Source organism: Acinetobacter sp. ABJ_C4_1, from assembly GCF_044538495.1.
Lineage (GTDB): Bacteria > Pseudomonadota > Gammaproteobacteria > Pseudomonadales > Moraxellaceae > Acinetobacter > Acinetobacter nosocomialis_A.
Genome location: NZ_JBIUCQ010000008.1, coordinates 1 through 23,961, shown reverse-complemented (window position 1 = coordinate 23,961; position 23,961 = coordinate 1). Strand labels below are relative to the sequence as shown.

Sequence of the window (23,961 nt, the reverse complement as noted above, 5' to 3'; positions counted from 1 at the left end):
AATACAAACTTGGGCATAGTATAGCAAAGGATTTTGACAGGTTGAGTTTATTCCCTACTTTCAAATGTAAGTCTGCACTTTTCATAACTCAAAAATAAAAATAGCCCCTAAGAAGGAGCTATTTTGGATTAACTGAGATTACGCAAATTTGAATTTTGCTTTTAACTTTTCCAATGTCTGCATTACTTTTCCTGTGGTGTGGTTTGGCAGTGAGCATTTTGCTAAACGCACCCATACACTCCAGAACTGACGCATAAAGTTCGCTTCGTTGTAATTAATGCCATATTCTGCACAGAGGGTCTTAATTTTTGGCGCTACTTCTTTATAGCGGTTGGCAGGCATATCTGGGAATAAATGGTGTTCAATTTGATGACTTAAGTTACCACTCAGAAAATGAAGCCATTCTGTCCCACTAAAATTACTTGAACCACGAATCTGACGTAAATACCACTCTGCCTTAGTTTCAGTATCGGTATTATCTGGCTCAAACGTTTCTGCATCTTCAGTAAAGTGACCATTAAAGATCACAGCAGATGACCACAAGTTACGAATAATATTCGCAACTACATTTCCTGCAAAAACTGGTAAAAACATAGGACCAGAGATGACAGGGAAAAACACATAGTCTTTTAAAACTTGGCGCGTTGCTTTTTTACGCACTTTAGCCGAATCATTCCAAACCTGTTTCCAGCTCTTGGTTTTATAAACTAATGCATCTTCAAGATGTAAGTTTTGCACACCTACATACCACTCGAAGAAAAACATTAATTGTAAACCTAACGGAATATTAAACAGGTGACGAGGTTCCCACTTTTGTTGGTCACTTACTCGTAAAAGGCCATAACCCACATCATGGTCTTTACCTACAATATTGGTATAAGTGTGATGTATATAGTTATGTGTTTCACGCCAGTCATCACCCGATGCAATGGTATCCCAATCGTAAGTATTACCGTTCAGGCTTGGTTCATTTAACCAGTCAAACTGACCATGCATGACGTTATGACCAAGTTCCATGTTTTCTACAATTTTAGAAATACCTAGTAAGCCTGTTCCCAATAACCAGACAGGTGGAATCCAGCCACCAAACATCAACATGCCACGCGATGCGATTTCGGTGTAGCGAACAAAATTACGTACTTTGTAGATATATTTTGCGTCTTGTTCACCAAGACTTTGCATAACGTCTTGACGAATCTGCTCAACACGGCGACCAAACTCAGCAGTTTGCTCTGGTGTTAAATGAGCAGATTTAGAAACAGTAGAAAATTCTAATGCCATATTCATAGGGTTAATCCTCTGTAATTCTTTTTATAGATCAATCGTGACTGGGCTTAATGCCTGGCTCACGCATAGTTTAATTGGACGATTCGGTTGGTCTTCAATTTCACCTGTTAACAGGTTTTGAGTGATACCGCTTACTTTGGTGCAGCTACATTTATTGCAGACACCCATACGGCAGCCATGTTGCGGACGTAGTCCTGCTTGCTCTGCACTGCTCAATAAATTCGTTTCAGCTAAAAACTCGTGTTGGGCACGGCGGAAAATAACAGGCTGTGCGGTATGGGTTCCCATCACTTGAAGTGGTTGGAAATACTCTTGATGAAGCTGAGACTGAGCACCTTTTTGGGCATAAATTTCATTTGCCTGTTGCATCATGCCGTGATGACCACACACATAAGTTGCTATTTGCTCGAAGTCAGGAACAAGCTTTTGCAGTAAACTTTCAGTTAAATGCTGTTTTTGCTCGGTGGTATTAAAAAAATGATATTGAAGCTGTGGGTACTGCTCTGCCAAAGCTTTTAATTCAGCATGAAAAATTTCTGCACGATTAAAATAAATCACATGAATTTGTTTAAGCTGCTGTTTCAAAGCTTGCTGCAAGAGTGAATAAATTGCAGTAATGCCACTTCCTGATGCGATTAAGATGGCAGGCTGCTGGCCTTGATGCAAAGTGAAATCACCTTGTGGCTGTGAAATTTCAACACACTCACCGACATGTAACAGTTGAGCTGCACGAGACACTAAGCCTTGTACTTTAATACCTAAAGCGATTTCACCTTGAGTGGTTACTTCAATAATCGAGTAACTACGTTGTTGGTAAACGCCATCGATAAGCAAAGTCAGTAAAATACTTTGTCCCGCACAAACCTGATCGAAATTAAAATTACGATTTGGTTTAAGCTTGATCAGTACCATATCGGTATGCAGTGGCTGAACTACGGTAACTTCTGCAAGTACCCTTTTCCAAGCCCAAGACACGTTAATTTTTTGCAAAATAAAATCAACGAAATCTTCTCGAACCCAATGCGGTTGATAGTTAAGTGTTGCGTTCATACGTTCCTCTTTTGTTTCTGGCTATTTATTTGAGTGAACACATGTTCGTATAGTGAACATATGTACACTATATTTATAAGTGTTCACTCAGTCAACACTTGTTCACTATTTTTTTTATGAAAGTTTGCTCTTTTTTGTTAGACTTTGGCTCACGGTTTAAATAGGTTTTTTTAATGTCGATACGGGATGAACGAAAACAGCAAAGTCGTCAGGCACTTCTCGATGCTGCCTTGCATCTGAGCACGTCTGGGCGTTCGTTCAGTAGTATCAGTTTGCGTGAAGTTGCACGTGAAGTAGGTTTGGTACCAACAGCGTTCTATCGTCATTTTCAAGACATGGATGAACTTGGTAAAGAACTGGTTGATCAAGTTGCACTGCATTTAAAAAGTGTTTTGCATCAACTTGGACAAAGTTATTTACAACATAAATCTGCTAAAACCCAAACCAGCATTGAGCTATTTGTGCAGGCAGTGAACCATAGTCCGAAACAGTGGCAATTTATGATTGCTGAACGTTGGGGCGGCTCGGAAACTGTTCGTGCAGCCATTGCTAGAGAAATTGAATTTTTAATTGAAGACTTAACGACAGATCTGACTAAACTCGAAAATTTTAAACATATTCAAAACCCTCAAGACTTAAATGTCTTATCTACCATTTTGACCAATATGTCATTTACGTGGGCAATGACGTGGCTCAACCTAGCCAAACAATATCAAGGTGAGCAACTCAAACAGCAGCAAACTGCCTTTATTGAAAATGCATCTACACAAGTTCGCTTACTGTTTAGAGGCATTGCCAACTGGGAACGGTAAAACTGGCAAATGACAAAAAACAGGTTATGTGTTAATACGTAAAGAGTGAAAGAAAAAGGCTAAAATTTCGAGAAAAGTCTTTTTCTTTTTACAGGAAGTAAACTATTCGTTAGGCCAAACTGGTGCGGGAATACCTATGAATCTTGATCGTCATACACAATTTTTGATGCGCAAAGAAAAAATTCTAAGCGTTGCTGAAAAATTGTTACTAGAAAACAATCAGGAAATTACTCTAGATGAATTAGTGGCCGAGCTCGATATTGCAAAAGGTACGCTTTATAAGCACTTTAGAAGTAAAAATGAACTTCTGCTTGAATTGATTATTCAAAATGAAAAACAAATTTTAGAAATTTCTCAAAAATATAATACTGATTTTAAAGAGTATGCACCACGGTATATGCTCCACCATTTGCTCACACCGGGAAAAACGATTTTATTGCATCAACTTGAAGAAAATCTGACCATGACAGAATCTAAGTTGAAGCACCTTTTTGAAGAGCTGTATGAAATCCGTCAGCAACGTATTCTAGCGATTAAAGATATTACCGAAAGTTATTTAAAATCATTAAATTATGATATGTCGATTCGTGACTATTTATCTTATATCTGGTCACTCACTTACGGTGCATCACTACTTTTAAATTCGACTTACTATCAGCGTTCGATTGGTTCTCGCCAAAAATTGATTAATTTATATATTAATCAGGCATTGTCATTACCCACGCAAACCACCAATTTTGATGCGCTAAATTTCCAGATTGAAGAAGAAAATCATCAAAATTAATTGAATTATTTCGTGATTATGAAAGTAATTAAATATTAAAAAAAGGGCTTCTGATGAAGCCCTTTTTTTAACGCAATCAAAATTATTTTGCTTTACGTTCTTTCTCAATTAAGTAGTTAAGTACTTGAGTAACTTTACCATCTTCACCCTGTACAACATATTTACCATTTACCACTACAGCAGGAACGCCTGTTAATTGGTACTGTTGAGCAAGTTTATTTGATTCGGCAACTTTTGCAGTCACAGCAAATGAGTTGTAAGTACTATTAAATTTCTGTTCAGGCACACCATAACGTGTGAAGAACTTAGCCGCAGAAGCTTGGTCAAAAATCTGCTGACCATTTACCTGAATCGCATGGAATAACGGCAAGTGAGTGCGCTTACGTACACCTAATGCCTCAGATGTATAATAAGTACGTGCCCCCTGTTCCCATACTTTGTTCATAGCGGCTGGTGTACGTACGAAACGTATATCACTCGGCGCCTGTTTTAACCACGCTTGCATATGTGGCTCAAGTTTAAAACAGTGCGGACAGCCATACCAAAAGAACTCACGTACTTCGATTTTCCCCGGTACTTCCACTTTGCCTGGATTGGCAATCACGGTGTAGTCTTTACCAGCAACGAAATCTGCTGCCATTGCACTACCCGATACGGCCATAATTGCTGCACTCAAACCACCCAAAACCAATTTTTTCATTGCTACAGCTTTTCCTCTAAGTTGTTATGCATTAGCTTATGCCCTAAATATAAAACAAATATGCTAAATTCGTTTTGCTTCTGTGAAGTTTTTTATTGGGTTTATCGCTTTTTTCCCAATAATCGCTACACTAACGGCGAACTACATCCAAAAAGATAACTCAAGTTTAGAGGTAGCACCATGTCGCAATTGAATGTTGATTTACAAGAAATCGCAAAGTTTGAAGCACTTGCTGCCAAATGGTGGGATCAACATTCTGAATTTCGCCCACTTCACCAGATCAATCCACTACGTCTTAACTGGATTGATGAACGTGCAGGCGGTCTCGCTGGTAAAAAAGTACTTGATGTCGGCTGTGGTGGCGGTATTTTAGCTGAAAGCATGGCACGTCGTGGAGCAGATGTACTGGGCATTGATATGGGTGAAGCGCCTTTAGCCGTAGGCCGTTTGCATGCTCAACAAGAAAATGTTCAAAATATTGAATATCGCCAAATTCCAGTTGAAGAGTTGGCTCAAGAACAAGCAGGCCAATACGATGTGGTCACTTGCATGGAAATGATGGAACACGTTCCAGACCCAGCATCTATTGTTAAAGCATGTCAGGCTTTGGTTAAACCGGGTGGTCATGTGTTCTTCTCGACCATTAACCGTAATCCAAAATCTTATTTGTTCGCCATTATTGGTGCTGAATACGTGCTACGCATGCTTCCAAAAGGTACGCATGATTATCACAAGTTCATTCGCCCTTCAGAAATGGCACATGACATTCGTAATGCAGGCCTAACGTTAAAAGAAATGACGGGCTTACACTACAACCCTATTACGAAACGTTATTGGTTAGCACCAAATGTTGATGTTAACTATATGGTTCATACAGTAAAGACAGGTGCATGATGAAAGCTGTTTTATTTGATTTAGACGGCACTCTCATCGACACGGCTGCCGACTTTATCCGTATTATTCAACAAATGTGCCGTGATGAAAGACGTCCTGTGGTAGAAGCAGATCTCATCCGCACTCAGGTTTCTGAAGGTGCACGTGCGATGGTCAAATTGGTCTATCCAGAACTGGATGTGACCAACCCAATTTTCTTGGCGCATCGCCAAAACTTTTTAGATATTTATGGCAATAATATTGTCGTCGATACAGACCTGTTTGAAGGCATGTATCCGCTTTTAGAAGAGTTAGAAGCTCAGCAAATTCCGTGGGGTATTGTGACCAATAAACCACGCGGTTTAAGTGAGTCATTATTAGAGAAATTAAACCTGACTGAGCGCTGCGCGGTGTTGGTGTGTCCGGAAGATGTTTCTAAAACTAAGCCTGACCCGGAACCGATGTATTTGGCTGCAAAGCAGTTAAATATTCCAGCAGATGAAATTATTTATGTGGGTGACCACCCTCGTGATATTGATGCTGGTCGCAATGCAAATATGTATACCATCTTGGCAGCATACGGTTATTTACCTATTGAACATCGTGATGATCTAGCTGCTTGGCAAGCTGATTCGATTGTAAATACGGTGACAGAATTACACGAGATGTTACGTCAAAAGCTTCCTGCTCTACAGGAAAATCAGCGTATGATAGGTTAACACAAGAGTTTTACAGGCTTTTTTAACGGTTATTTATATCAATATAAAAAGAAGGAGGTTTACCAATGAAATATTCAGAATATCAACCTCGTCCAGATCTACTCAAAGATCGAATTATTTTAATCACTGGTGCAGGTGATGGAATTGGGCGAGCTGCGGCCCTCAGTTATGCTTTACATGGTGCAACTGTAGTCTTGCATGGTAGAACCTTAAATAAACTTGAAGTAATTTATGATGAAATTGAAGGTTTAGGCGCCCCTCAGCCTGCAATTTTACCACTCCAGCTTTCGAGTGCTTCTGATCGTGATTATGACTTTTTAGTGAGTACACTTGAAAAGCAATTTGGACGTCTAGATGGTATTTTGCACAATGCCGGTATTTTAGGTGACCGAGTAGAACTCGCCCATTATCCAGCAGAGGTATGGGATGATGTGATGGCAGTCAATTTACGTGCACCTTTTGCGCTTACTCAAGCCTTACTCCCACTTTTACAAAAATCAGATAACGCTTCTGTTGTGTTTACCAGCTCTGGCGTAGGTCGCGAAGCACGTGCACTTTGGGGTGCTTATTCAGTATCTAAAGTCGCGATTGAAGCTGTGAGCAAAATTTTTGCAGCTGAGCATACTTATCCAAATATTCGCTTTAACTGCATTAACCCAGGTGCAACACGTACCGCAATGCGTGCTAAAGCTTATCCTGAAGAAGATCCAAAAACATTACTAACACCAGAGTCAATCATGCCAGCTTATCTTTATTTAATGGGTGAAGATAGCCTGACGCTCAATGGTCAAAGTATTGATGCACAGGACTAAATAACTATAGATGAAAAGCTAAAATAAATTACGGCCGATCATCACATCTGGCTTGGCTATACCTGAAAAGATATATACAAGCCTTTTTTATTATTGATAAAACACTGGATTTATCCGTAATTTTAATTGAAGCATTAAATGATCTTCACAGTTTCTCTGCATTTTGCGCGTACAGTATTCAACATGAGAGACATCAGATGTAAACGAGGATGCATCATGAAAAAGTTGTTCACCATCTTAGCCCTTAGCATAACTGTACTGACCACCAGTATGGCAAGCTTTGCTGATCCTCCATTTGACCGAGGACATGGCCAGAAAGGACCTAAAGGTGGGCCTCGTGGTGAATGGAATGATCGTGGGCATAAACATGACCGTGACGATGATGAAGATCGTTTTCGCGATGAACGCCGTATGCGTGAAGAACGCGGTTTTGAGCGTCTAAAACAACATCGCTGGCAGCCTGGTTATGTCATGCCACAGCATTATCGCGGCAATGGCTATAAGGTCGACTATAGAGACAGTAACTTGCCTAAACCAGACCGTAACCAGCAATGGTATAAAATTAACAATGACTATATTTTAGTCGACACAGACTCTAACAGTATTGTTAGCATTCGTGGTTTATAAAACTGATAGCTCCTCACTATCAGTTAATAAAAAGGATAAAGCCAATCGGTTTTATCCTTTTTTTATTTTTTATATCAATAAGATATTAAAAACTTATATATTCTAAATTTCTTCTTATTTGATAGATATTTTTCACATTTATTGTTCTTAGCCTTCACGATTTATCTGTAATTTTTCACTAACCTTCAATTATCGAAATTTAATTGATCATTCGAGGTTCATGATGAAAAAACTAACAACAGCAATTGTTCTTTCAATGAGTGGTTTAATTGCAACAACAGCAATGGCTGCACCAAATGATCATGACCATCATGGTAACTACCGAGACCATGATGTCAGACCAGTCAAAGTCATTCACAAAGATGACCATGCGAATATCTGGCGAGAAGGCCAAGTTGTGCCGCATCAATATCAACACCCACGTTATGCAATTGACTATCGCTCACACCAGAAATTGACCAAACCTGGGCGTTTTCAAAAATGGTATAAAGTGAATGGAAACTATGTACTAGTAAATGAACAAAGCCATAAAATCATTAAAGTGATTCGTTAATTTAATAAAACATCAAACACCCAAATGTAATTTGGGTGTTTTTCTATCTAATACATGCGACTTTAAGCTTTTTTGTTTAGAATCATCTTTATATCTTTTTGCTGTTGATTCGAGATCGGTATGCCAACTAAGTCTTTAGAGAAATCACATAATAACACCCAACATTATGTACATTGGTTCCGACATTCAGCACCTTATATTAATGCCCATCGCGATAAAACTTTTGTTCTAATGTTTGGCGGTGAAGCAGTCCGCGACCCTAATTTCGAGCATATTATCCATGATATTGCTTTATTGCATTCACTCGGTATTCGCTTAATTTTAGTCCACGGCGCACGTCCACAAATTAATCAAAACCTTAAAGATAAAGGTATCGAAACACCTTTTTATGACAATAGCCGTATTACCACACGCGAATCATTAAGTTGTGTCATGAGTGCTGTAGGTTCTATTCGTTTAGAAATCGAAGCACTGTTATCTATGGGGTTGGCTAACTCTCCAATGTACGGTGCTCGCATAGACGTCGTATCAGGAAACTTTGTAACAGCTAAACCTTATGGTATTCGTGATGGCATGGATTTTCAGCTTACAGGAGAGGTTCGTTCCATAGACACCGACGCGATTGAACGCCATCTTGATAACGATAATATTGTTTTACTTGGTCCAACTGGTTATTCAACCACAGGTGAAGTATTTAATTTAAGAGCTGAAGAAGTAGCAACGAAAACAGCAACCTATTTAAAAGCAGATAAATTAATATTTTTAGGTGAGCAACAAGGTTTGCTCAATGAAGAAGGACAATTATTGCGTGAATTGAGTCCGCATCAACTTGACTACTATATTCAACAATACCAAGCCAGTAGCCCTACCTTGACCCTACATTTACAAGAAGCAAAAAAAGCTTCTCTATCGGGTGTACACCGTGTTCATTTGATTTCATATGCCTATGATGGCGCACTCATTGAAGAACTGTTCACGCGTGATGGTGTGGGCACCATGATTACCGATGCGCATTATGAAGAAGTTCGTATGGCGCATATTCAAGATGTCGGCGGCCTAATGAATCTATTACGCCCGTTAGAAGAAGAAGGTATTTTGGTTTATCGCTCACGTGAACGTTTAGAGCAAGAAATTAGCCAGTTTGCGGTTATTGAACGAGACGGTATGATTTTGGCCTGTGCTGCTCTTTATCCAATTCCAACTGAATTTAATGAAACTCGTTCGGCAGAAATTGCTTGTGTAGCAGTACACCCAAGTTATCGCAAATCCAACCGTGGTAGCCAAATTCTGCAATTCCTTGAGGAAAAGGCCAAACAACAAGGCATTCGTCAATTATTTGTTTTAACAACACGAACTGCACACTGGTTTTTAGAACATGGCTTCCACCAAGTTACTGTGGATGAATTACCCAATGCCCGTCAGGCACTTTATAACTACCAAAGAAATTCTTTAGTCTTTAAAAAACTGCTTCCATAGGCTTTGCATTTTTTAAGATATTCTTATTTCAGATAAGCTTAGTCCAAAAAGTACGACCATACATACCATTAATGTATGGTTGTACTTTTTTTAAATCTTTAAATTTTATTATTTTAATATTTTTCATTTTATTTACAAAAACTTAAACACTATTTTTTAAATATTATTCTATTTAATAAATCATTTTTTTGCATAAGTTTATCGCCGAATGTTTTTAGCTTTTTTTTGCATAAATAAAGACTGAATACTTATTTTTTATGAAATAAAAATCCCTTTAGGGTATCTGCTCATCCAATTATTTTTCTTTTTCTCTTTCGGGGAGCACGAAACCACATGGCACTTTTTAATTCCACTTCATGGGCAAAATATTCAGTCATTGCTGCCAGCCTTGCGGGAGTGATGATGCTAGGTGGTTGTGCCAAAAAAGAGGAACACTCCACCACAACTCTAAATATTGGATACCAAAAATATGGCATCCTTCCTATTTTAAAAGCACGTGGTGACTTGGAAAAAGCACTCAAAGATCAAGGCGTACAAGTGAAATGGGTTGAGTTTCCTGCGGGACCTCAATTACTTGAAGGTCTAAATGTTGGAAGCGTTTCATTGGGTGAGGCAGGTGAAGCACCACCTATTTTTGCTCAAGCAGCCAATCCAAATTTAGTCTATGTTGCAAACCAACCTGCTGCACCAAAAGCAGAAGCGTTATTGGTACAAAAAGACTCTCCTATTCACTCTATTCAGGATTTAAAAGGCAAACGTGTCGCACTGAATAAAGGTTCGAATGTTCACTACCTTTTATTGAAAGTTCTAGAAGCAAATCACTTGAGCTTAAGTGATATTCAACCTGTTTATTTACCTCCATCAGACGCACGTGCTGCCTTTGAAAAAGGCGCTGTCGATGCGTGGGTGATTTGGGACCCGTTCTTTGCAGCAGCTGAACATCAAATTCAAGCTCGCGTTTTAGCAACAGGTGAAAACTTGGTAAGCAATCATCAGTTCTACTTAGCTGATCGTAAATTTGCAGAAAGTAATCCAAAAGTACTCAACACTGTTGTGCAGACACTCAACCAAACAACCCAATGGGTCAGCACGCATCAAGATGAAGCGGCCAAGCTACTCGAAAAACCTACCGCACTTGAATTTGATGTACTCAAAACTTCTATTTCGCGAATGGGTTTTGGTGTTCAGCCAATATCTGACAAGGTAGCCCAAGAACAACAATATGTAGCCGATGCCTTTTATGCGCAAAAGCTCATTCCAAACAAGCTCACCATTCAAGATGCCATTTTAAAACTGAAATAAACCCAGCTTTGGCACAGCTTAAATAACGATATAAATGCTGTGCCTTGCCTTAAGGGAACAAGGATATCTATATGCAACATCAGTCATTATTTAATAAGGGTCAGTGGGCCCAATTAGTTAAGCGCTTTAGCGCAGTCGCTATCTTAGGTTTAACGATTGCTGCACCCGCTTGGGCAATAGATCCTACTGTAAAAGAGCTTCGTATTGGTTTTCAAAAAAGCTCGATTAACTTTGCAATTGCCAAACAGCAAAAACTATTTGAACAAGAATTTCCAAATGCCAAAATCACTTGGAACGAGTTCCCTGCCGGCCCACAAATTTTAGAAGCCTTGGCTGTTGGCTCACTCGATGTCGGCGTTACTGGAGACACACCGCCAGTCTATGCTCAAGCAGCGGGTAAGCCTTTATATTACATTGCTTATGAAGCAGCTAAACCTTTAGCGTCAGCAATTTTAGTTCCTAAAAACTCGCAGCTCACCCAGCTTAAAGACCTAAAAGGCAAACGTATTGCGTTGCAAAAAGGTTCTAGTTCACATTACTTGCTCGTACAGGCTGTGCGTAAAGCGGGCTTAAAATGGAGCGACATTACGCCAATTTGGCTCACACCTGCCGATGCTCGCGCTGCATTCCAAAAAGGTGCCGTTGATGCATGGGCAATTTGGGACCCTTACTACGCTTCAGCACAATTAGAAGACCAAGCTCGTGTTCTTGCATCTGGTAAAGGTCTAAGCCCGAACTATACCTTTTACTTAGCCGCTCCAAATTTTGTTAAGCAATATCCAAAAGCTGTTCCTGAACTCATCAAACAGATCAATCAAGCTGACAAATGGGTTCAAAGCCATCAAGCAGAAACTGCAAGTGCGATTGGCCAAAGTACAGGCCTAAAACCTGCGACCAGCGACTTATTTATTAAACGTCGTCCACGTCCATCAGCAGCAGCTCCGCTGAACAGTAAAGTGATTGCTGAGCAGCAGCAACTTGCAGACATCTTTACTCAACAAGGCATCATTCCAAAACCAATCAGCATTAAACAAGCTGTTTGGGGTGCCAAGTAATTTCAATAGACATATAGGTAATGCACATGAAAATTTTCTGGTTTATTCCTACCCACGGTGATAGTCGCTATTTAGGTACAAGTAAAGGCGCTCGTCAGGTTGACCATGCCTATATGAAGCAAATTGCTGTGGCAGTAGATAATTTGGGCTATGAAGGTGTACTTATTCCAACGGGCCGTTCATGTGAAGATCCTTGGATCACGGCGGCTAGCCTTATTGATGCAACTCAGCACCTTAAGTTTTTAGTTGCGTTACGTCCGGGTGTAACAACACCAGCTTTAGCTGCACGTATGGCTGCAACATTTGACCGCCTATCGAATGGTCGCGTGTTACTCAACTTAGTGACAGGTGGCGATGAAGCCGAACTACGTGGTGATGGTTTATATGAAGATCACTCAACGCGTTATCAAACTGCTAATGAATACGTAAAAATCTGGCGTGAGATTTTGACACGTTCACATACAGGTGAAGCTTTTACATTCCACGGTGAACGTTTACAAGTAGATGATGCAAAACTACTTTACCCACCTGTGCAAAAGCCTTACCCACCACTTTGGTTTGGCGGTTCTTCAGATGTCGCTGTCGACCTTGCAGCTGAGCAAGTAGACACTTACCTCACTTGGGGTGAACCACCAGCAGCCGTGAAAGAAAAGATCGAGCATGTTCGTGCAAAAGCAGAGGCTAAAGGCCGTAAATTAACTTATGGCATTCGCTTGCATGTCATTGTTCGTGAAACCAACGAACAAGCATGGGCAGCTGCTAACGAACTTATTCAATATCTCGACGATGCAACTATTGCTGCAGCACAGAAAAAATTTGCACAAATGGACTCCGTAGGCCAACAACGTATGGCCGCGCTACACGGCGGTAACCGAGACAAGCTAGAAGTCTCTCCAAACCTTTGGGCAGGTATTGGTTTAGTCCGTGGTGGTGCAGGTACAGCACTGGTAGGTGACCCAGAAACAGTTGCTGCTCGTATTCAGGAGTATGCAGACCTTGGTATTGATACCTTCATTTTCTCAGGCTATCCACATCTTGAAGAGTCTATCCGTTTTGCAGAGTTAGTATTCCCGTTATTACCAATTGAGACCCGAGCTAAACTTGCTCAGCCAAACTTAACTGGTCCATTCGGTGAGATTATTGCCAACAACTATGTTCCAGACGAGAAGAAGCAAAATAGTTCCGTCAAGGAGCCTGCATGAGTAAAGATATAACTATTGTTTCACGTGGAACAAGACAAATCGGACAGCGTTTGCTGCCTTGGATTTTCCCAATTGTTCTATTGGTTGTCTGGCAAATTGCCTCAAGTTCGGGTCTTTTAGAAAACCGTATTTTGCCAGCCCCGACTGCTGTCGTTTCCGCTTTCTGGCATCTTCTCGTTAGCGGCGAATTATGGCATCACGTTAAGGTAAGTGCTGGTCGTGCACTGCTTGGGCTTCTAATAGGTGGTGGTTTAGGTTTGCTATTAGGTCTGCTCAATGGATCTTCGCGTTTCGCCTCTACCCTGCTCGATACGACCTTGCAAATGATTCGTAATATTCCGGCTCTTGCACTTATTCCGCTTGTGATTTTGTGGTTTGGTATTGATGAAACAGCAAAATTATTCTTAGTAGCAGTTGGTGTTTTCTTCCCTATTTATATCAACACCTATCATGGTATTCGGTCAGTTGACCCTCAATTGATTGAGATGGGTAAAAGCTATGGTCTTTCCCGCTGGCAGCTTTACAAAGAAATTATTCTACCTGGTGCGATGCCTTCTATTTTAGTCGGTTTACGTTTTGCGTTAGGTTTGGTTTGGGTATTACTCATTGTAGCCGAAACTATCTCAGCACAAGCTGGCATTGGTTATATGACCATGAATGCACGAGAGTTTTTGCAAACAGATGTAGTTCTGGTCGGTATTCTTCTTTATGCCCTATTAGGCAAGTTAGCCGATGTTTTAGCACAAATTTTGGAACGCTATTTACTACGTTGGCACGCTGGTTATCAAAAATAAGGGAGCTTAAAATATGACAAATCTGAATTTAAATATTAATCAGAATGACGTAGAGCTCATTCCAGAAAATCATCCAGAGTCACAAGAGCCTGTAGTAGGTGCAGAGATTCTGATTGAACAGCTTTATAAATTTTATGGTGAGGTGAAGGTTCTTGAAGATCTTAACCTGCATATTCAACCGGGCGAATTTTTAGCGATCGTAGGGCGTAGTGGCTGCGGTAAAAGTACCTTATTACGCTTAATTGCCCAACTTGAAAAAGCAAGTTTTGGTGAGATCAAGTTTAAATCTGCCCGACATTTACGTGAAGGAATTACTAACGATGACATTCGGGTTATGTTCCAAGACCCCCGCCTACTTCCTTGGCGAAATATTCTTCAAAACGTTCAACTTGGACTACCAAAATCACAACATGCTTTAGCAGAAGAATTACTGGAAAAAGTGGGCCTCAAAGAAAAATCGGGACAATGGCCTTCACAGCTCTCAGGTGGTCAACGTCAGCGTACAGCCTTAGCCCGTGCGTTATCGCATACTCCACGTATTTTACTGTTAGATGAGCCGTTAGGCGCATTAGACGCGCTCACCCGTCTTGAGATGCAAAGCTTGATTGAACGTTTATGGAAAGAGCAAGGTTTTACTGCCATTTTAGTTACACACGATGTAAGTGAAGCAGTGCAACTGGCTGACCGCATTATATTGTTAGATAAAGGTCAGATTGCTCAAAGTTTTCAAGTTAATTTGCCGCGTCCACGGAAAAAGAGCATTACTTTTGCTCAGCTTGAACAACAAGTACTCGACGCAGTCTTAGCAACTTAAGGTTAAGATGAGTAATGAGAACCATTCAACTGAAAAATGCCCAATTAACGAGCAATAAAACTGATGATTTATTGCTCTTTTTTAGGGCGAAGATCAAAAAATATTTTTAAGAATAACAATAAACTAGTGAATCTCTCTATTTTTTGCACAATAGTATATCTATTGCTCAAATAACTATCCGTTTTTTCACTAAAAAAGTGAGACACCTGTGCACAAATCAAACGATTTACCTTACAATGGGAACACTATCTTTTTAATTTATGCAGCAAATGGAACAAAAGAAGAGTACTCAAAAGCGCAATCAGCTTCTTGCTGCCGCCCTTGATGTGTTTTCACTATATGGGTTTAGTGGTGCAAGTCTGGATGAAATTGCCCAACTCGCTGACATGCATAAGTCGAATATTTTCTATTACTATGAAAATAAAGAGTCTTTATATGTGGAAGTGCTGACCACAGTTTTACAAAAATGGCTTGCTCCCTTACAAACTTTAGAAGCTGAGTTAGAACCAGCCGAAGCTTTGTCTCACTATTTAATACAAAAAATCGAACTTTCTCGTAGCCAACCAAAGGCTTCGCGATTATTTGCTTTGGAAATTATCCAAGGGGCTCCGCACATTTTGCCTATACTGAAAGGGCCTTTGAAAAAGCTATTTAAGCGCAAAGCTAAAGTCATTCAGACTTGGCAAGAAGAAGGGAAAATTTCTCCAGATATCGATCCTGAGCTGTTAATACTCAATATTTGGGGCCTTACGCAAAACTATGCCGATTTTGCCACTCAAATGGAAATGGTGACTGGTAAAACACTTCGTAACCGCAGTATGTTCCAGCGCTCAATTGAGCATACGGTACATATGATGCTCTACGGCGTATTACCTCGCTAAAATAAAAAAGATCGGCAAATTTGCCGATCTTTTTTTAGAAATGATTTTGATAAAGAGCCAAGAGCTTTTGTGCACCCAATAACAAATTTTCTTCCCAATCTACATGTGCAGTGTCATCTGCACCATCAGTAATATATTTCACCGAAATCAGGCGTACACCTAACTTATGGCAAACTTTGGCTAAGGCATACCCTTCCATATCCACCACATCACACGCGACTTTCGGCTGGCCAGTTTCAAATGAGTCCCCTGTCCCGCAAATCCCTTTTGGCAAATCAGCAAAATGTGGTTGAAGATGAATCTCTGCCGGTAAATGATCATCTAACGGCGTTACACCGACTTCAAATCCTAACGGTGAAACATCCATATCACGTTGTACAAAAGTTTTTACTTCAACCAGATCATGTCGATTAAAAGAAGAACTTCCAGCTGTACCTAGGTTAATTAAAGTTTTACAGCCTGTTTTTTGAATAACTTCAAACGCTTTAAAAGCAGCGTTGATCTTACCAATACCACTGTAATGGACTTTGATACCTGCTTGCTCGAATAAACCTTTAGACTCGTTGGGAAGTGCCATAATTAAAGCGGTATCTGTGTTCATTCAAAAAGCTCAAATCAGAATTAACAAAATTAGAAAGTAAGTATAAATCAGGTGCAAAAGCTTTTTGCACCTTTTCACCTTTACTGCATTCTTTGTTGTAAAGCCACCAAACATGGAGAGAAGAATAGCTTGCCACTGTATGCTCCGGCTAAGGTTTTCTTCATTACAACACTCCACATCACTAATAATAAAACACTGAGTGCCACTGCAACATACTGTAAAAATACAACTTCAACCTGATGCCCTAAATTAAATAAAGCCAAAATAAACACACCAAGTGGAAAGGTTAAGCCCCACCATCCCAAGTTAAATGGAATACCTGTCTTTGCATGACGAAGCGTTGTTAATATCGCAAGACCTAGCCACCATAACCCAAAGCCTAACAGTACCAAACTGCCCACCACGCCTAATGCTTGAAATACATTGGCAAACTGGTCAAATCCTACATTTGGCACCACTCTTTTTGCCTGTTCACCTAGCAACAATAGACCTAAAGCACCTGTTCCAATTGGACCTAAAGATAACCAGCTAGAAATTGCGACTTCTTTTTCCGGTAACTGATGCAAAGCCATCCGCAACATTAAAATTGTTAAAATAGCGAATGCAGGTAAAACAGAGATTCCCCAAAGCACGTATCCCGCCATTAATAAATGAAAGCTATGCAAATCTGCTGGTAAATGTGCAACCAACATGCCCGCAGAACTTGCTGCTACTTCACATGCAACCACAGGTAAAAGCCAGATTGCAGTCATGGTATGTAGCTGATGGTTCTGACGGCTAAACATACAAAACGGCACAATCCAAGCAATTGCTAGCGCTAAAAAGACATCGACGTACCATAAAGCTTGAGCGATATGAACTGCCACTTCACCGTAAAGCCCGACACCGAAGCTTAAAAAGCCATTTAATATGGTTGCGAGCCCCATCGGTATAGCGCCTAAAAACAAGCTCATATTTGGATGATTAAATACGTACTTCGCTTCATGAGGGAAAAGAAACCACCGCAATAAATAAAGACCTGAAAAAACACTAAATAGAACAATATTAAATTGCCATAACAGTGTAGCCAGCATAAATAAAAATGATTTGGCAAATGGAAGCTGAATTAAAATCATACTGACCACACCAGTACCCATAGTTGCTGTAAACCAATTTGGGGTAAAATGCCGTATAACATCTTTACTTTGATTTAATTGGTAAAAGGGTCTTTTCATCTTGAGTCTCTATTCAAAGAGTGGATGAAGCTATAGTAGGATAAATTAATAATAAGAAAAATTGATTTATTTTTATTTAATTCATCAATTTTTTAGATATAAAAGATATTCGTATTGAAAAATACCTGAGTAAAAACACAACAACAAGACGAATCTGTGAGATTATGGCAATATATAGCCCTTGCAAAAATAGCCATATTTTAAGTTCATGAAACTGCTTCGTCTTAATGCGTTATCGCCCAATTTCCAGTTGCCGCAAACAGCGGTAACTATTGGTAATTTTGATGGTGTCCATTTAGGTCACCAAGCGATGATTGCTCAACTCAAAAAAATTGCTGCAGCACAAGGCTTAAAAACATTGGTCATGATTTTTGAGCCACAACCGCTTGAGTTCTTTAAAGGCTACGATGCCCCACCCCGTATTAACTCATTACGGGAAAAAGTTGAATATCTAGCTGAACTTGGGGTTGATTACATTGCGGTTGCCAAATTTGATCAGCATTTCCGTAGCATGAGCGCATCAGAATTCGCAGATTTATTAAAAGACAAATTAAATGCACAGGCTTTGGTTTTAGGAGATGACTTTCATTTCGGCAAAGACCGTCAAGGCAACAGCGAATTTTTAAGAAATTACGGCTTTCAAGTCACAAATTTACATACGATTGAACTCGAAGGTGAACGCGTGAGTTCAACTCGTATTCGCCAAGTGCTTCAAGTGGGTAATCTCGCTTTAGCAGCTAAATTATTAGGCCGTCCGTACAGTATTACCGGACGAGTTCAATATGGCGACCAAATTGGACGAACTTTAGATTTTCCAACGATTAATGTCCGTCTCAACCGCCATAAGCCTTGTTTAAATGGTATTTATGGCGTTGAAGTCATTTGCGAAACAACTTCGCTAACTCAAAAAGTGCTTCAGGACTCGCCTGAAAAACCGGGAATTGCCGGATATCATGAAAACAGCCTTTATGGTGCAGGTCATGTGGGTACACGTCCAGCCATTCAGCAAGAGCATCCAGAGTGGAGATTAGAAGTACATTTCCCTGATGTTTCTGCTAATCTGTATGGCTTATTTATGCGGGTGACTTTTCTTCACTATCTTCATGGTGAATTGAACTACCCTTCGCTTGAGGCACTTAAGGCAGGAATTGATAATGACGTGCAACAATTACGACAATATCGTAACGACACGACACAATTTCCTTTTTAATTCGAATTTTGATTGTAAAACATGTCGGCTCCCAAGCTGATTAAACTGGAAGACAACTTGCATGAGCGATAAGCAAACTACTGAAAATGCAGTGGACTACAAAGCCACGCTAAACCTGCCGGATACTGAATTTGCAATGAAAGCAAATTTGGCAGTACGTGAAGTGAAATGGTTAGAAGAGTGGTATACCGACAACATTTATCAGCAGATTCGTGCATCGCGTATTGGCAAGAAAAAATATATTTTGCATGATGGCCCTCCATATGCGAACGGTACAATTCACTTGGGTCATGCGGTTAACAAAGTACTCAAAGACGTCATTGTAAAAAGCCGTACTTTGGCAGGTTTCGATGCACCATATGTTCCGGGTTGGGACTGTCATGGCTTGCCAATCGAACTAAAAGTTGAAGAAAAAGTAGGTAAAGTGGGCGAAAAAGTTGACGCAGCGACTTTCCGTAAACTCTGCCGTGAATATGCGCTAAAACAAATTGATTTACAGCGTACTGACTTTAAACGCCTTGGTGTTTTAGGTGATTGGGATAATCCTTACCTCACCATGAACTACAAACAAGAAGCCGATATCGTTCGTGCTTTAGGTTTAATTCAAAAAAATGGTCATATCCAGCCGGGCTTAAAGCCAGTGAACTGGTGTATGGACTGTGGTTCAGCACTTGCTGAAGCTGAAGTTGAATATGAAGATAAAAAATCTGACGCAATTGACGTTGGTTTTGGCGTTGTAGATTTAAAAGACTTAAGCGTTCGTGTAAATGTAGATGTTCAAGATCCAACTGATATCGTGATCTGGACCACTACACCTTGGACATTGCCAGCGAACCAAGCAGTTGCATTGCATGCCGAAATTGAATATCAATTGGTACAAGTGACTACTGAACGTGGTAAGCAAAACTTTATTCTTGCTAAAGACTTAGTTGCTTCTGCAATTGAGCGTTACAAGCTTGAAAACCCAGTTGTTTTAGCTGACTTTACTGGTTCAGCTCTTGAAAACCTTACTTTACAACACCCTTTACTTACCGATCGCCAAGTTCCGGTTATTTTGGGTGAACACGTTATCGCAACAAGCGGTACAGGTGCTGTACACACTGCGCCTGGCCACGGTGCAGACGACTATAAAGTAGGTATTCAATACAACCTTAAAGTTGAAAACCCAGTGGGTGGTAACGGGGTTTACTTACCAACCGCACCAATCTTTGCTGGTGAGCACATCTATAAAGCTAATCCAAAGATTATTGAAGCTTTAGGTGCTGTAGGCCGCTTATGGGCTCATCAACCGATTAAACACAGCTACCCACACTGCTGGCGCCATAAAACTCCTATTATTTTCCGTGCTACACCACAATGGTTTATCAGCATGGATCAAAAAGGTTTACGTGAAGGTGCGCTTAACGCCATTGAAAATGATATCGAGTTTGTACCGAACTGGGGTAAAAACCGTATTGAATCAATGATTGACGGTCGTCCGGATTGGTGTATCTCACGTCAACGTACTTGGGGTGTACCAATTCCATTCTTCGTTCATAAAGATACTAACGAATTGCACCCTCGTACACCTGAACTCATCGAAGAAGTTGCTAAACTTATCGAACAAGAAGGCATCGATGCGTGGTTTAACCGTGAAGCCAAAGACTTCATTGGTGAAGATGCTGAACAGTACAATGCTGTTCGCGATACGCTTGATGTATGGTTTGACTCTGGTACAACGCATTACGCTGTACTTGAGCAACGTGAAGAATTAGAAAGCCCTGCTGACTTATATTTAGAAGGTTCAGACCAACACCGTGGCTGGTTCCAATCTTCTTTATTAACGTCTATGGCAATTCACAATCGCGCGCCATACAAAGCCTTGTTAACACATGGTTTCACAGTGGATGAAAATGGCCGTAAATTGTCGAAATCTTTAGGCAACTACATCCCGCTTGAAGAAATTATCAAACAACTTGGTGCTGACGGTTTACGTTTATATGTAGCATCTAGCGACTATCGCTATGAAATCGCAGCATCAAAAGAAATCTTTAGCCGTGTAAGTGATAGCTACCGTCGTATTCGTAATACGCTACGCTTCTTGCTTGCAAACTTAAATGGTTTCCAACCGAGTACAGATGCTCTGGCAGTAGATGATCTTATCGCTCTTGATCAATACATCTTGCAACGTGCAAATGAAGTACAACAAACTATTATCACTGCATATGAAGAAATGAACTTCCATGTTGTGTGTAGTGCGTTAACAAGCTTCTGTATTAATGACTTAGGTGGTTTCTACCTAGACATCATCAAAGACCGTCAATACACCACTAAGGCTGACTCACAAGCACGTCGTTCTGCACAAACAGCGCTTTACCATATCGTACAAGCATTTGTTCGTTGGATGAGCCCGATTCTAAGCTTCACAGCTCAAGAAGCGTGGCCACTTATTCCAGAACAAACTGAGAAGTATGTATTTACAGCTGAATGGTATGACCTACCTGTTTCATCAAAAGCAAACTTGCTTTCCGAAGCAGACTGGCAAACATTGATTAGCGTAAAATCTGCAGTAAATAAACAGATTGAAGCAGCTCGTAACGCTAAACTTGTCGGTAGTAATCTTTCAGCCAAAGTTGAACTTTGGGCAAATGAATCATTACAAACAGTTTTAAACCAACTGGCTGATGAACTCCGTTTTGTTCTTATTACTTCGCAAGTAGTAGTACATCCATTTGCTGAACAAGGTGAAGCAACTGAAATGGAAGGCTTACGTGTACAAGTATCTGCAGCTGAAGGTGAAAAATGTGCACGTTGCTGGCATGTCCTTCCTGATGTAAATACGCACGCCGATCATCCTGGTTTATGTGGTCGTTGTATTGTGAACGTCACTGGTCGTGGCGAAGTGAGAAAATATGCCTAATTCACAAGCTAAAAAAGGCTTATTCCAGTTTTATCCTCACAACCTCATTTGGCTTGGACTTTCTATCCTTGCCATTGTGTTGGATCAATGGACAAAATGGATCGCAAGTACACATCTGAACTATGCAGATCCTGTACCTGTGCTTCCATTTTTAAACTGGACACTATTACATAACTATGGTGCAGCTTTTAGCTTTTTATCTGATGCTGGAGGATGGCAACGCTATTTCTTCACATCTTTGGCAGGCTTAGTTTCAATACTTTTTGTATTTTGGTTGCTACGTATGCCTAAAAAAATGGTGGTGCTACCTGTAGCTATCGCTTTAATTTTAGGTGGAGCACTTGGTAATCTAATTGACCGTATTACTTTAGGGTATGTGGTCGATTTTATTCATGTTTATTACCAAAATCATCACTTTCCAGCTTTTAATATTGCGGACAGTGCCATTACTCTAGGTACCATTTTGCTACTCATCGATACATTCTTCCTTGAGAAGCAAAGACCTAAAAATTCGGATGCATAATATGACCGAAATTATTCAACCTAATGAAGAAATTCGTATTACTGACGGTTCTAAAGTTGACCTACACTTTTCTGTTGCTCTTGAAAATGGCGTAGAAATTGACAATACACGTAGCCGTGAAGAACCTGTTAGCTTAACTATTGGCGACGGTAACTTATTACCAGGTTTTGAGAAAGCCTTATTCGGCTTACGTGCAGGTGATCGACGTACTGTACACCTTCCACCAGAAGATGCTTTTGGTCCTTGGAACCCTGAAAATATACAAACTTTTGATACGGTTAAATTCGAACAACGACCTATTCCTGGTCACATGATCGAGTTTGAAGATAAAGCAAAAGCAACTTTATTTGGTGTCGTGAAATCAGTGAATGATGATATTACTGAAATTGATTTCAATCACCCTTTAGCTGGCAAAAATATTACTTTTGAAGTAGAGATATTCAAAGTAACTCCAGCTGGCCAGCAAGGCATTAAGTTGATGTAAAAAAAGCCCTCGATTGAGGGCTTTTTTATTATTTAAGTTTTATGCATGACATAAGAATCCTTACAAATTCTATATTCTCACTTCCTATGTAATGAATTAAGTTATAAAGATAAAAATCCTTAGGAAAAATATATGCTGGTCTATATCATCGTAGGAAGTGTTCGTGAAGGACGCACAGCTATTAAAATTGCCAATTGGTTAGAAACAGCAATTCCATCATTTAATCTAGAAAATTTTCAGACAGAAGTAATTGATTTAAAAGAGTGGAATCTACCCTTATTTTCAGGCTCTCACCCACCTGCAACAGGTATTTATGATCAACCAAAACAACAAGAATGGGCAGATAAAATTGCTCAAGCAGACGCATTTATCTTTATTAGCCCAGAATACAACCATGGTTATAGTCCAGCTTTAAAAAATGCACTCGACTATGTGGGTAAAGAATGGAGTGGCAAACCAGCCGCATTTATTGGCTATGGTTCAACAAATGGCTCTCGATCTATTAGCCAAATACGTCAAGTCACCTCAAGTTTAAGTATCATTGATCCCAACGCTGTAATAGAAATTCGGGATATATTTAAGCGCAATAAAGATGAAAAATTCGAAGCTAATGAGTTTGAAGTAAAAGGACTTCAATCCATTGTTGAGAAACTACAGAAATATCATTTATCTTAAATTGAACAAAAGGCCTCTTTTCGAAACAAAAGAGGCCTTTTAATTTTACAAACTTTTTAAATAATTCACTACATCAGTATTACCAGCCATTTCTGCAAGCTCTAATGCGGTATATTCACTCTTATAAGCGACATGCGCACCCTTCTCAACTAAGAGTTGAACTATCTCTAAATGGTCATTTTCAGCAGCCGCTTGTAGAGCACTATATCCTTCATCATCTGTCTGATTAGGGTCTTCTCCATCTATTAATAATTCTTTTACATGATCGATATCACCTAAAGATGCCCAATAAATCAATGCAGGCAAAGATAGCTCCTCATCATCTTCAGGTATTGGAGAGAAAGAATTGATTTTCATGGACGTACCCAAAAATAATAGAGTTCATCATTATATTCATAGAATGCAGCCAGAATACAAATCTAATTTTGGATCTATCTTTTATTAAAAATTAAATTCTCACGCAATAAAAAACACCCCAGTTTCTTTCGAGACCGGGGTGTTTGGAATAATGAGCTGGCGATGACTTACTCTCACATGGGTAACCCCACACTACCATCAGCGCTAAGAGGTTTCACTTCTGAGTTCGGGAAGGGATCAGGTGGTTCACTCTTGCT

At 40.0% G+C, this 23,961-nt stretch carries 25 protein-coding genes and 1 rRNA gene; 19 read left to right on the top strand and 7 right to left on the bottom strand.

Features of this window, described 5'->3' with window-relative positions; translation table 11 throughout:
- Window positions 1–138 precede the first annotated feature (138 nt).
- Window positions 139–1,281 carry a fatty acid desaturase family protein gene (locus ACIF8R_RS11250; protein ID WP_396480932.1) on the bottom strand — a complete coding sequence of 381 codons (1,143 nt, stop codon included), beginning with the start codon at window positions 1,279–1,281 and terminating at the stop codon, window positions 139–141.
- 30 nt (window positions 1,282–1,311) lie between these two features.
- Window positions 1,312–2,337 (bottom strand): ferredoxin reductase, encoded by a 1,026-nt coding sequence (locus ACIF8R_RS11245; RefSeq protein ID WP_396480779.1) that lies wholly within the window; start codon window positions 2,335–2,337, stop codon window positions 1,312–1,314.
- A 173-nt stretch (window positions 2,338–2,510) separates the two neighbouring features.
- Here ACIF8R_RS11245 and ACIF8R_RS11240 point away from each other — a divergent pair, with 173 nt between their 5' ends.
- Window positions 2,511–3,149, top strand: a complete 639-nt coding sequence (locus tag ACIF8R_RS11240) for a TetR family transcriptional regulator (protein ID WP_000027529.1) — start codon at window positions 2,511–2,513, stop codon at window positions 3,147–3,149.
- Window positions 3,150–3,285: 136 nt separating this feature from the next.
- Entirely contained in the window at window positions 3,286–3,933 is a 648-nt protein-coding gene (locus ACIF8R_RS11235) for a TetR/AcrR family transcriptional regulator (protein ID WP_209834843.1), read from the top strand.
- Window positions 3,934–4,015: 82 nt separating this feature from the next.
- On the opposite strand, the gene ACIF8R_RS11230 is transcribed toward ACIF8R_RS11235, so the two are convergent.
- A complete protein-coding gene (locus tag ACIF8R_RS11230; protein WP_263612645.1) occupies window positions 4,016–4,633 on the bottom strand; it encodes a thiol:disulfide interchange protein DsbA/DsbL in 618 nt (205 codons plus the stop codon).
- 180 nt (window positions 4,634–4,813) lie between these two features.
- Between ACIF8R_RS11230 and ubiG the strand changes: the two genes are divergently transcribed.
- From ubiG to ACIF8R_RS11170, 12 genes are all read left to right on the top strand, one after another.
- Complete coding sequence (gene ubiG, locus ACIF8R_RS11225) at window positions 4,814–5,527, top strand: bifunctional 2-polyprenyl-6-hydroxyphenol methylase/3-demethylubiquinol 3-O-methyltransferase UbiG (RefSeq protein ID WP_002050579.1); 714 nt, start codon at window positions 4,814–4,816, stop codon at window positions 5,525–5,527.
- Entirely contained in the window at window positions 5,524–6,225 is a 702-nt protein-coding gene (locus ACIF8R_RS11220; RefSeq protein ID WP_311086677.1) for an HAD-IA family hydrolase, read from the top strand. The genes ubiG and ACIF8R_RS11220 overlap by 4 nt, the downstream gene beginning before the upstream one ends.
- A 65-nt stretch (window positions 6,226–6,290) precedes the next feature.
- On the top strand, window positions 6,291–7,037 hold the full coding sequence (locus ACIF8R_RS11215) for a YciK family oxidoreductase (protein WP_396480776.1): 747 nt from the start codon (window positions 6,291–6,293) through the stop codon (window positions 7,035–7,037).
- A gap of 216 nt (window positions 7,038–7,253) precedes the next feature.
- Window positions 7,254–7,664: an RcnB family protein gene (locus ACIF8R_RS11210; protein ID WP_396480774.1), complete on the top strand. Its 411-nt coding sequence runs from the start codon at window positions 7,254–7,256 to the stop codon at window positions 7,662–7,664.
- Between the two features lie 223 nt (window positions 7,665–7,887).
- Window positions 7,888–8,217, top strand: coding sequence for an RcnB family protein (locus ACIF8R_RS11205; RefSeq protein ID WP_348888643.1), 330 nt, complete (start codon window positions 7,888–7,890; stop codon window positions 8,215–8,217).
- Window positions 8,218–8,337: 120 nt separating this feature from the next.
- A complete protein-coding gene (argA, locus tag ACIF8R_RS11200; protein WP_111034918.1) occupies window positions 8,338–9,693 on the top strand; it encodes an amino-acid N-acetyltransferase in 1,356 nt (451 codons plus the stop codon).
- A gap of 333 nt (window positions 9,694–10,026) precedes the next feature.
- Window positions 10,027–10,995, top strand: a complete 969-nt coding sequence (locus tag ACIF8R_RS11195; protein WP_396463724.1) for a sulfonate ABC transporter substrate-binding protein — start codon at window positions 10,027–10,029, stop codon at window positions 10,993–10,995.
- A 71-nt stretch (window positions 10,996–11,066) separates the two neighbouring features.
- Window positions 11,067–12,050 (top strand): sulfonate ABC transporter substrate-binding protein, encoded by a 984-nt coding sequence (locus tag ACIF8R_RS11190; protein WP_396480772.1) that lies wholly within the window; start codon window positions 11,067–11,069, stop codon window positions 12,048–12,050.
- A gap of 26 nt (window positions 12,051–12,076) precedes the next feature.
- Window positions 12,077–13,252: an FMNH2-dependent alkanesulfonate monooxygenase gene (gene ssuD, locus ACIF8R_RS11185; protein ID WP_000689549.1), complete on the top strand. Its 1,176-nt coding sequence runs from the start codon at window positions 12,077–12,079 to the stop codon at window positions 13,250–13,252.
- Window positions 13,249–14,046, top strand: coding sequence for an aliphatic sulfonate ABC transporter permease SsuC (gene ssuC, locus ACIF8R_RS11180; RefSeq protein ID WP_396480770.1), 798 nt, complete (start codon window positions 13,249–13,251; stop codon window positions 14,044–14,046). The genes ssuD and ssuC overlap by 4 nt, the downstream gene beginning before the upstream one ends.
- Window positions 14,047–14,059: 13 nt before the next feature.
- Window positions 14,060–14,860, top strand: a complete 801-nt coding sequence (locus tag ACIF8R_RS11175) for an ABC transporter ATP-binding protein (RefSeq protein WP_004706121.1) — start codon at window positions 14,060–14,062, stop codon at window positions 14,858–14,860.
- Window positions 14,861–15,120: 260 nt separating this feature from the next.
- Complete coding sequence (locus ACIF8R_RS11170; RefSeq protein ID WP_002050490.1) at window positions 15,121–15,741, top strand: TetR/AcrR family transcriptional regulator; 621 nt, start codon at window positions 15,121–15,123, stop codon at window positions 15,739–15,741.
- 34 nt (window positions 15,742–15,775) lie between these two features.
- Here the strand turns inward: ACIF8R_RS11170 and ACIF8R_RS11165 are convergent, their stop codons facing one another.
- Window positions 15,776–16,342, bottom strand: coding sequence for a 5'-nucleosidase (locus ACIF8R_RS11165; protein WP_396480768.1), 567 nt, complete (start codon window positions 16,340–16,342; stop codon window positions 15,776–15,778).
- Window positions 16,343–16,422: 80 nt separating this feature from the next.
- The gene (locus ACIF8R_RS11160) at window positions 16,423–17,556 is read right to left on the bottom strand and encodes a TDT family transporter (protein ID WP_396480766.1); all 1,134 of its coding nucleotides are present in this window, start codon (window positions 17,554–17,556) and stop codon (window positions 16,423–16,425) included.
- A 208-nt stretch (window positions 17,557–17,764) separates the two neighbouring features.
- Between ACIF8R_RS11160 and ribF the strand changes: the two genes are divergently transcribed.
- From ribF to ACIF8R_RS11135, 5 genes are all read left to right on the top strand, one after another.
- Window positions 17,765–18,766 (top strand): bifunctional riboflavin kinase/FAD synthetase, encoded by a 1,002-nt coding sequence (gene ribF / locus ACIF8R_RS11155; protein ID WP_396480764.1) that lies wholly within the window; start codon window positions 17,765–17,767, stop codon window positions 18,764–18,766.
- A 61-nt stretch (window positions 18,767–18,827) separates the two neighbouring features.
- Window positions 18,828–21,665, top strand: coding sequence for an isoleucine--tRNA ligase (ileS, locus tag ACIF8R_RS11150; RefSeq protein ID WP_396480762.1), 2,838 nt, complete (start codon window positions 18,828–18,830; stop codon window positions 21,663–21,665).
- Window positions 21,658–22,188 (top strand): signal peptidase II, encoded by a 531-nt coding sequence (gene lspA / locus ACIF8R_RS11145; RefSeq protein WP_031977507.1) that lies wholly within the window; start codon window positions 21,658–21,660, stop codon window positions 22,186–22,188. The genes ileS and lspA overlap by 8 nt, the downstream gene beginning before the upstream one ends.
- Window position 22,189: 1 nt before the next feature.
- Window positions 22,190–22,672, top strand: a complete 483-nt coding sequence (locus tag ACIF8R_RS11140; RefSeq protein ID WP_004884037.1) for a peptidylprolyl isomerase — start codon at window positions 22,190–22,192, stop codon at window positions 22,670–22,672.
- Between the two features lie 132 nt (window positions 22,673–22,804).
- Complete coding sequence (locus ACIF8R_RS11135; RefSeq protein ID WP_396480759.1) at window positions 22,805–23,347, top strand: NADPH-dependent FMN reductase; 543 nt, start codon at window positions 22,805–22,807, stop codon at window positions 23,345–23,347.
- A gap of 45 nt (window positions 23,348–23,392) precedes the next feature.
- Here ACIF8R_RS11135 and ACIF8R_RS11130 read toward each other — a convergent pair whose 3' ends face one another.
- Together ACIF8R_RS11130 and rrf are read right to left on the bottom strand one after the other, a co-directional pair.
- Window positions 23,393–23,704, bottom strand: coding sequence for an ankyrin repeat domain-containing protein (locus ACIF8R_RS11130; protein WP_396480757.1), 312 nt, complete (start codon window positions 23,702–23,704; stop codon window positions 23,393–23,395).
- A gap of 154 nt (window positions 23,705–23,858) precedes the next feature.
- Window positions 23,859–23,961, bottom strand: a 5S ribosomal RNA gene (gene rrf / locus ACIF8R_RS11125); the annotation flags it as partial.

Bases quoted from the DNA above. Each gene is read 5' to 3' on its own strand.
- ACIF8R_RS11250 (WP_396480932.1), bottom strand. From the start codon at position 1,281: ATGGCATTAGAATTTTCTACTGTTTCTAAATCTGCTCATTTAACACCA.
- ACIF8R_RS11220 (WP_311086677.1), top strand. From the start codon at position 5,524: ATGATGAAAGCTGTTTTATTTGATTTAGACGGCACTCTCATCGACACG.
- ACIF8R_RS11160 (WP_396480766.1), bottom strand. From the start codon at position 17,556: ATGAAAAGACCCTTTTACCAATTAAATCAAAGTAAAGATGTTATACGG.
- argA (WP_111034918.1), top strand. From the start codon at position 8,338: ATGCCAACTAAGTCTTTAGAGAAATCACATAATAACACCCAACATTAT.
- ACIF8R_RS11140 (WP_004884037.1), top strand. From the start codon at position 22,190: ATGACCGAAATTATTCAACCTAATGAAGAAATTCGTATTACTGACGGT.
- lspA (WP_031977507.1), top strand. From the start codon at position 21,658: ATGCCTAATTCACAAGCTAAAAAAGGCTTATTCCAGTTTTATCCTCAC.
- ACIF8R_RS11175 (WP_004706121.1), top strand. From the start codon at position 14,060: ATGACAAATCTGAATTTAAATATTAATCAGAATGACGTAGAGCTCATT.
- ssuD (WP_000689549.1), top strand. From the start codon at position 12,077: ATGAAAATTTTCTGGTTTATTCCTACCCACGGTGATAGTCGCTATTTA.
- ACIF8R_RS11130 (WP_396480757.1), bottom strand. From the start codon at position 23,704: ATGAAAATCAATTCTTTCTCTCCAATACCTGAAGATGATGAGGAGCTA.
- ACIF8R_RS11230 (WP_263612645.1), bottom strand. From the start codon at position 4,633: ATGAAAAAATTGGTTTTGGGTGGTTTGAGTGCAGCAATTATGGCCGTA.
- ACIF8R_RS11170 (WP_002050490.1), top strand. From the start codon at position 15,121: ATGCAGCAAATGGAACAAAAGAAGAGTACTCAAAAGCGCAATCAGCTT.
- ACIF8R_RS11205 (WP_348888643.1), top strand. From the start codon at position 7,888: ATGAAAAAACTAACAACAGCAATTGTTCTTTCAATGAGTGGTTTAATT.
- ubiG (WP_002050579.1), top strand. From the start codon at position 4,814: ATGTCGCAATTGAATGTTGATTTACAAGAAATCGCAAAGTTTGAAGCA.
- ACIF8R_RS11165 (WP_396480768.1), bottom strand. From the start codon at position 16,342: ATGAACACAGATACCGCTTTAATTATGGCACTTCCCAACGAGTCTAAA.
- ACIF8R_RS11215 (WP_396480776.1), top strand. From the start codon at position 6,291: ATGAAATATTCAGAATATCAACCTCGTCCAGATCTACTCAAAGATCGA.
- ACIF8R_RS11190 (WP_396480772.1), top strand. From the start codon at position 11,067: ATGCAACATCAGTCATTATTTAATAAGGGTCAGTGGGCCCAATTAGTT.
- ileS (WP_396480762.1), top strand. From the start codon at position 18,828: ATGAGCGATAAGCAAACTACTGAAAATGCAGTGGACTACAAAGCCACG.
- ACIF8R_RS11195 (WP_396463724.1), top strand. From the start codon at position 10,027: ATGGCACTTTTTAATTCCACTTCATGGGCAAAATATTCAGTCATTGCT.
- ribF (WP_396480764.1), top strand. From the start codon at position 17,765: ATGAAACTGCTTCGTCTTAATGCGTTATCGCCCAATTTCCAGTTGCCG.
- ACIF8R_RS11135 (WP_396480759.1), top strand. From the start codon at position 22,805: ATGCTGGTCTATATCATCGTAGGAAGTGTTCGTGAAGGACGCACAGCT.
- ACIF8R_RS11235 (WP_209834843.1), top strand. From the start codon at position 3,286: ATGAATCTTGATCGTCATACACAATTTTTGATGCGCAAAGAAAAAATT.
- ACIF8R_RS11245 (WP_396480779.1), bottom strand. From the start codon at position 2,337: ATGAACGCAACACTTAACTATCAACCGCATTGGGTTCGAGAAGATTTC.
- ssuC (WP_396480770.1), top strand. From the start codon at position 13,249: ATGAGTAAAGATATAACTATTGTTTCACGTGGAACAAGACAAATCGGA.
- ACIF8R_RS11210 (WP_396480774.1), top strand. From the start codon at position 7,254: ATGAAAAAGTTGTTCACCATCTTAGCCCTTAGCATAACTGTACTGACC.
- ACIF8R_RS11240 (WP_000027529.1), top strand. From the start codon at position 2,511: ATGTCGATACGGGATGAACGAAAACAGCAAAGTCGTCAGGCACTTCTC.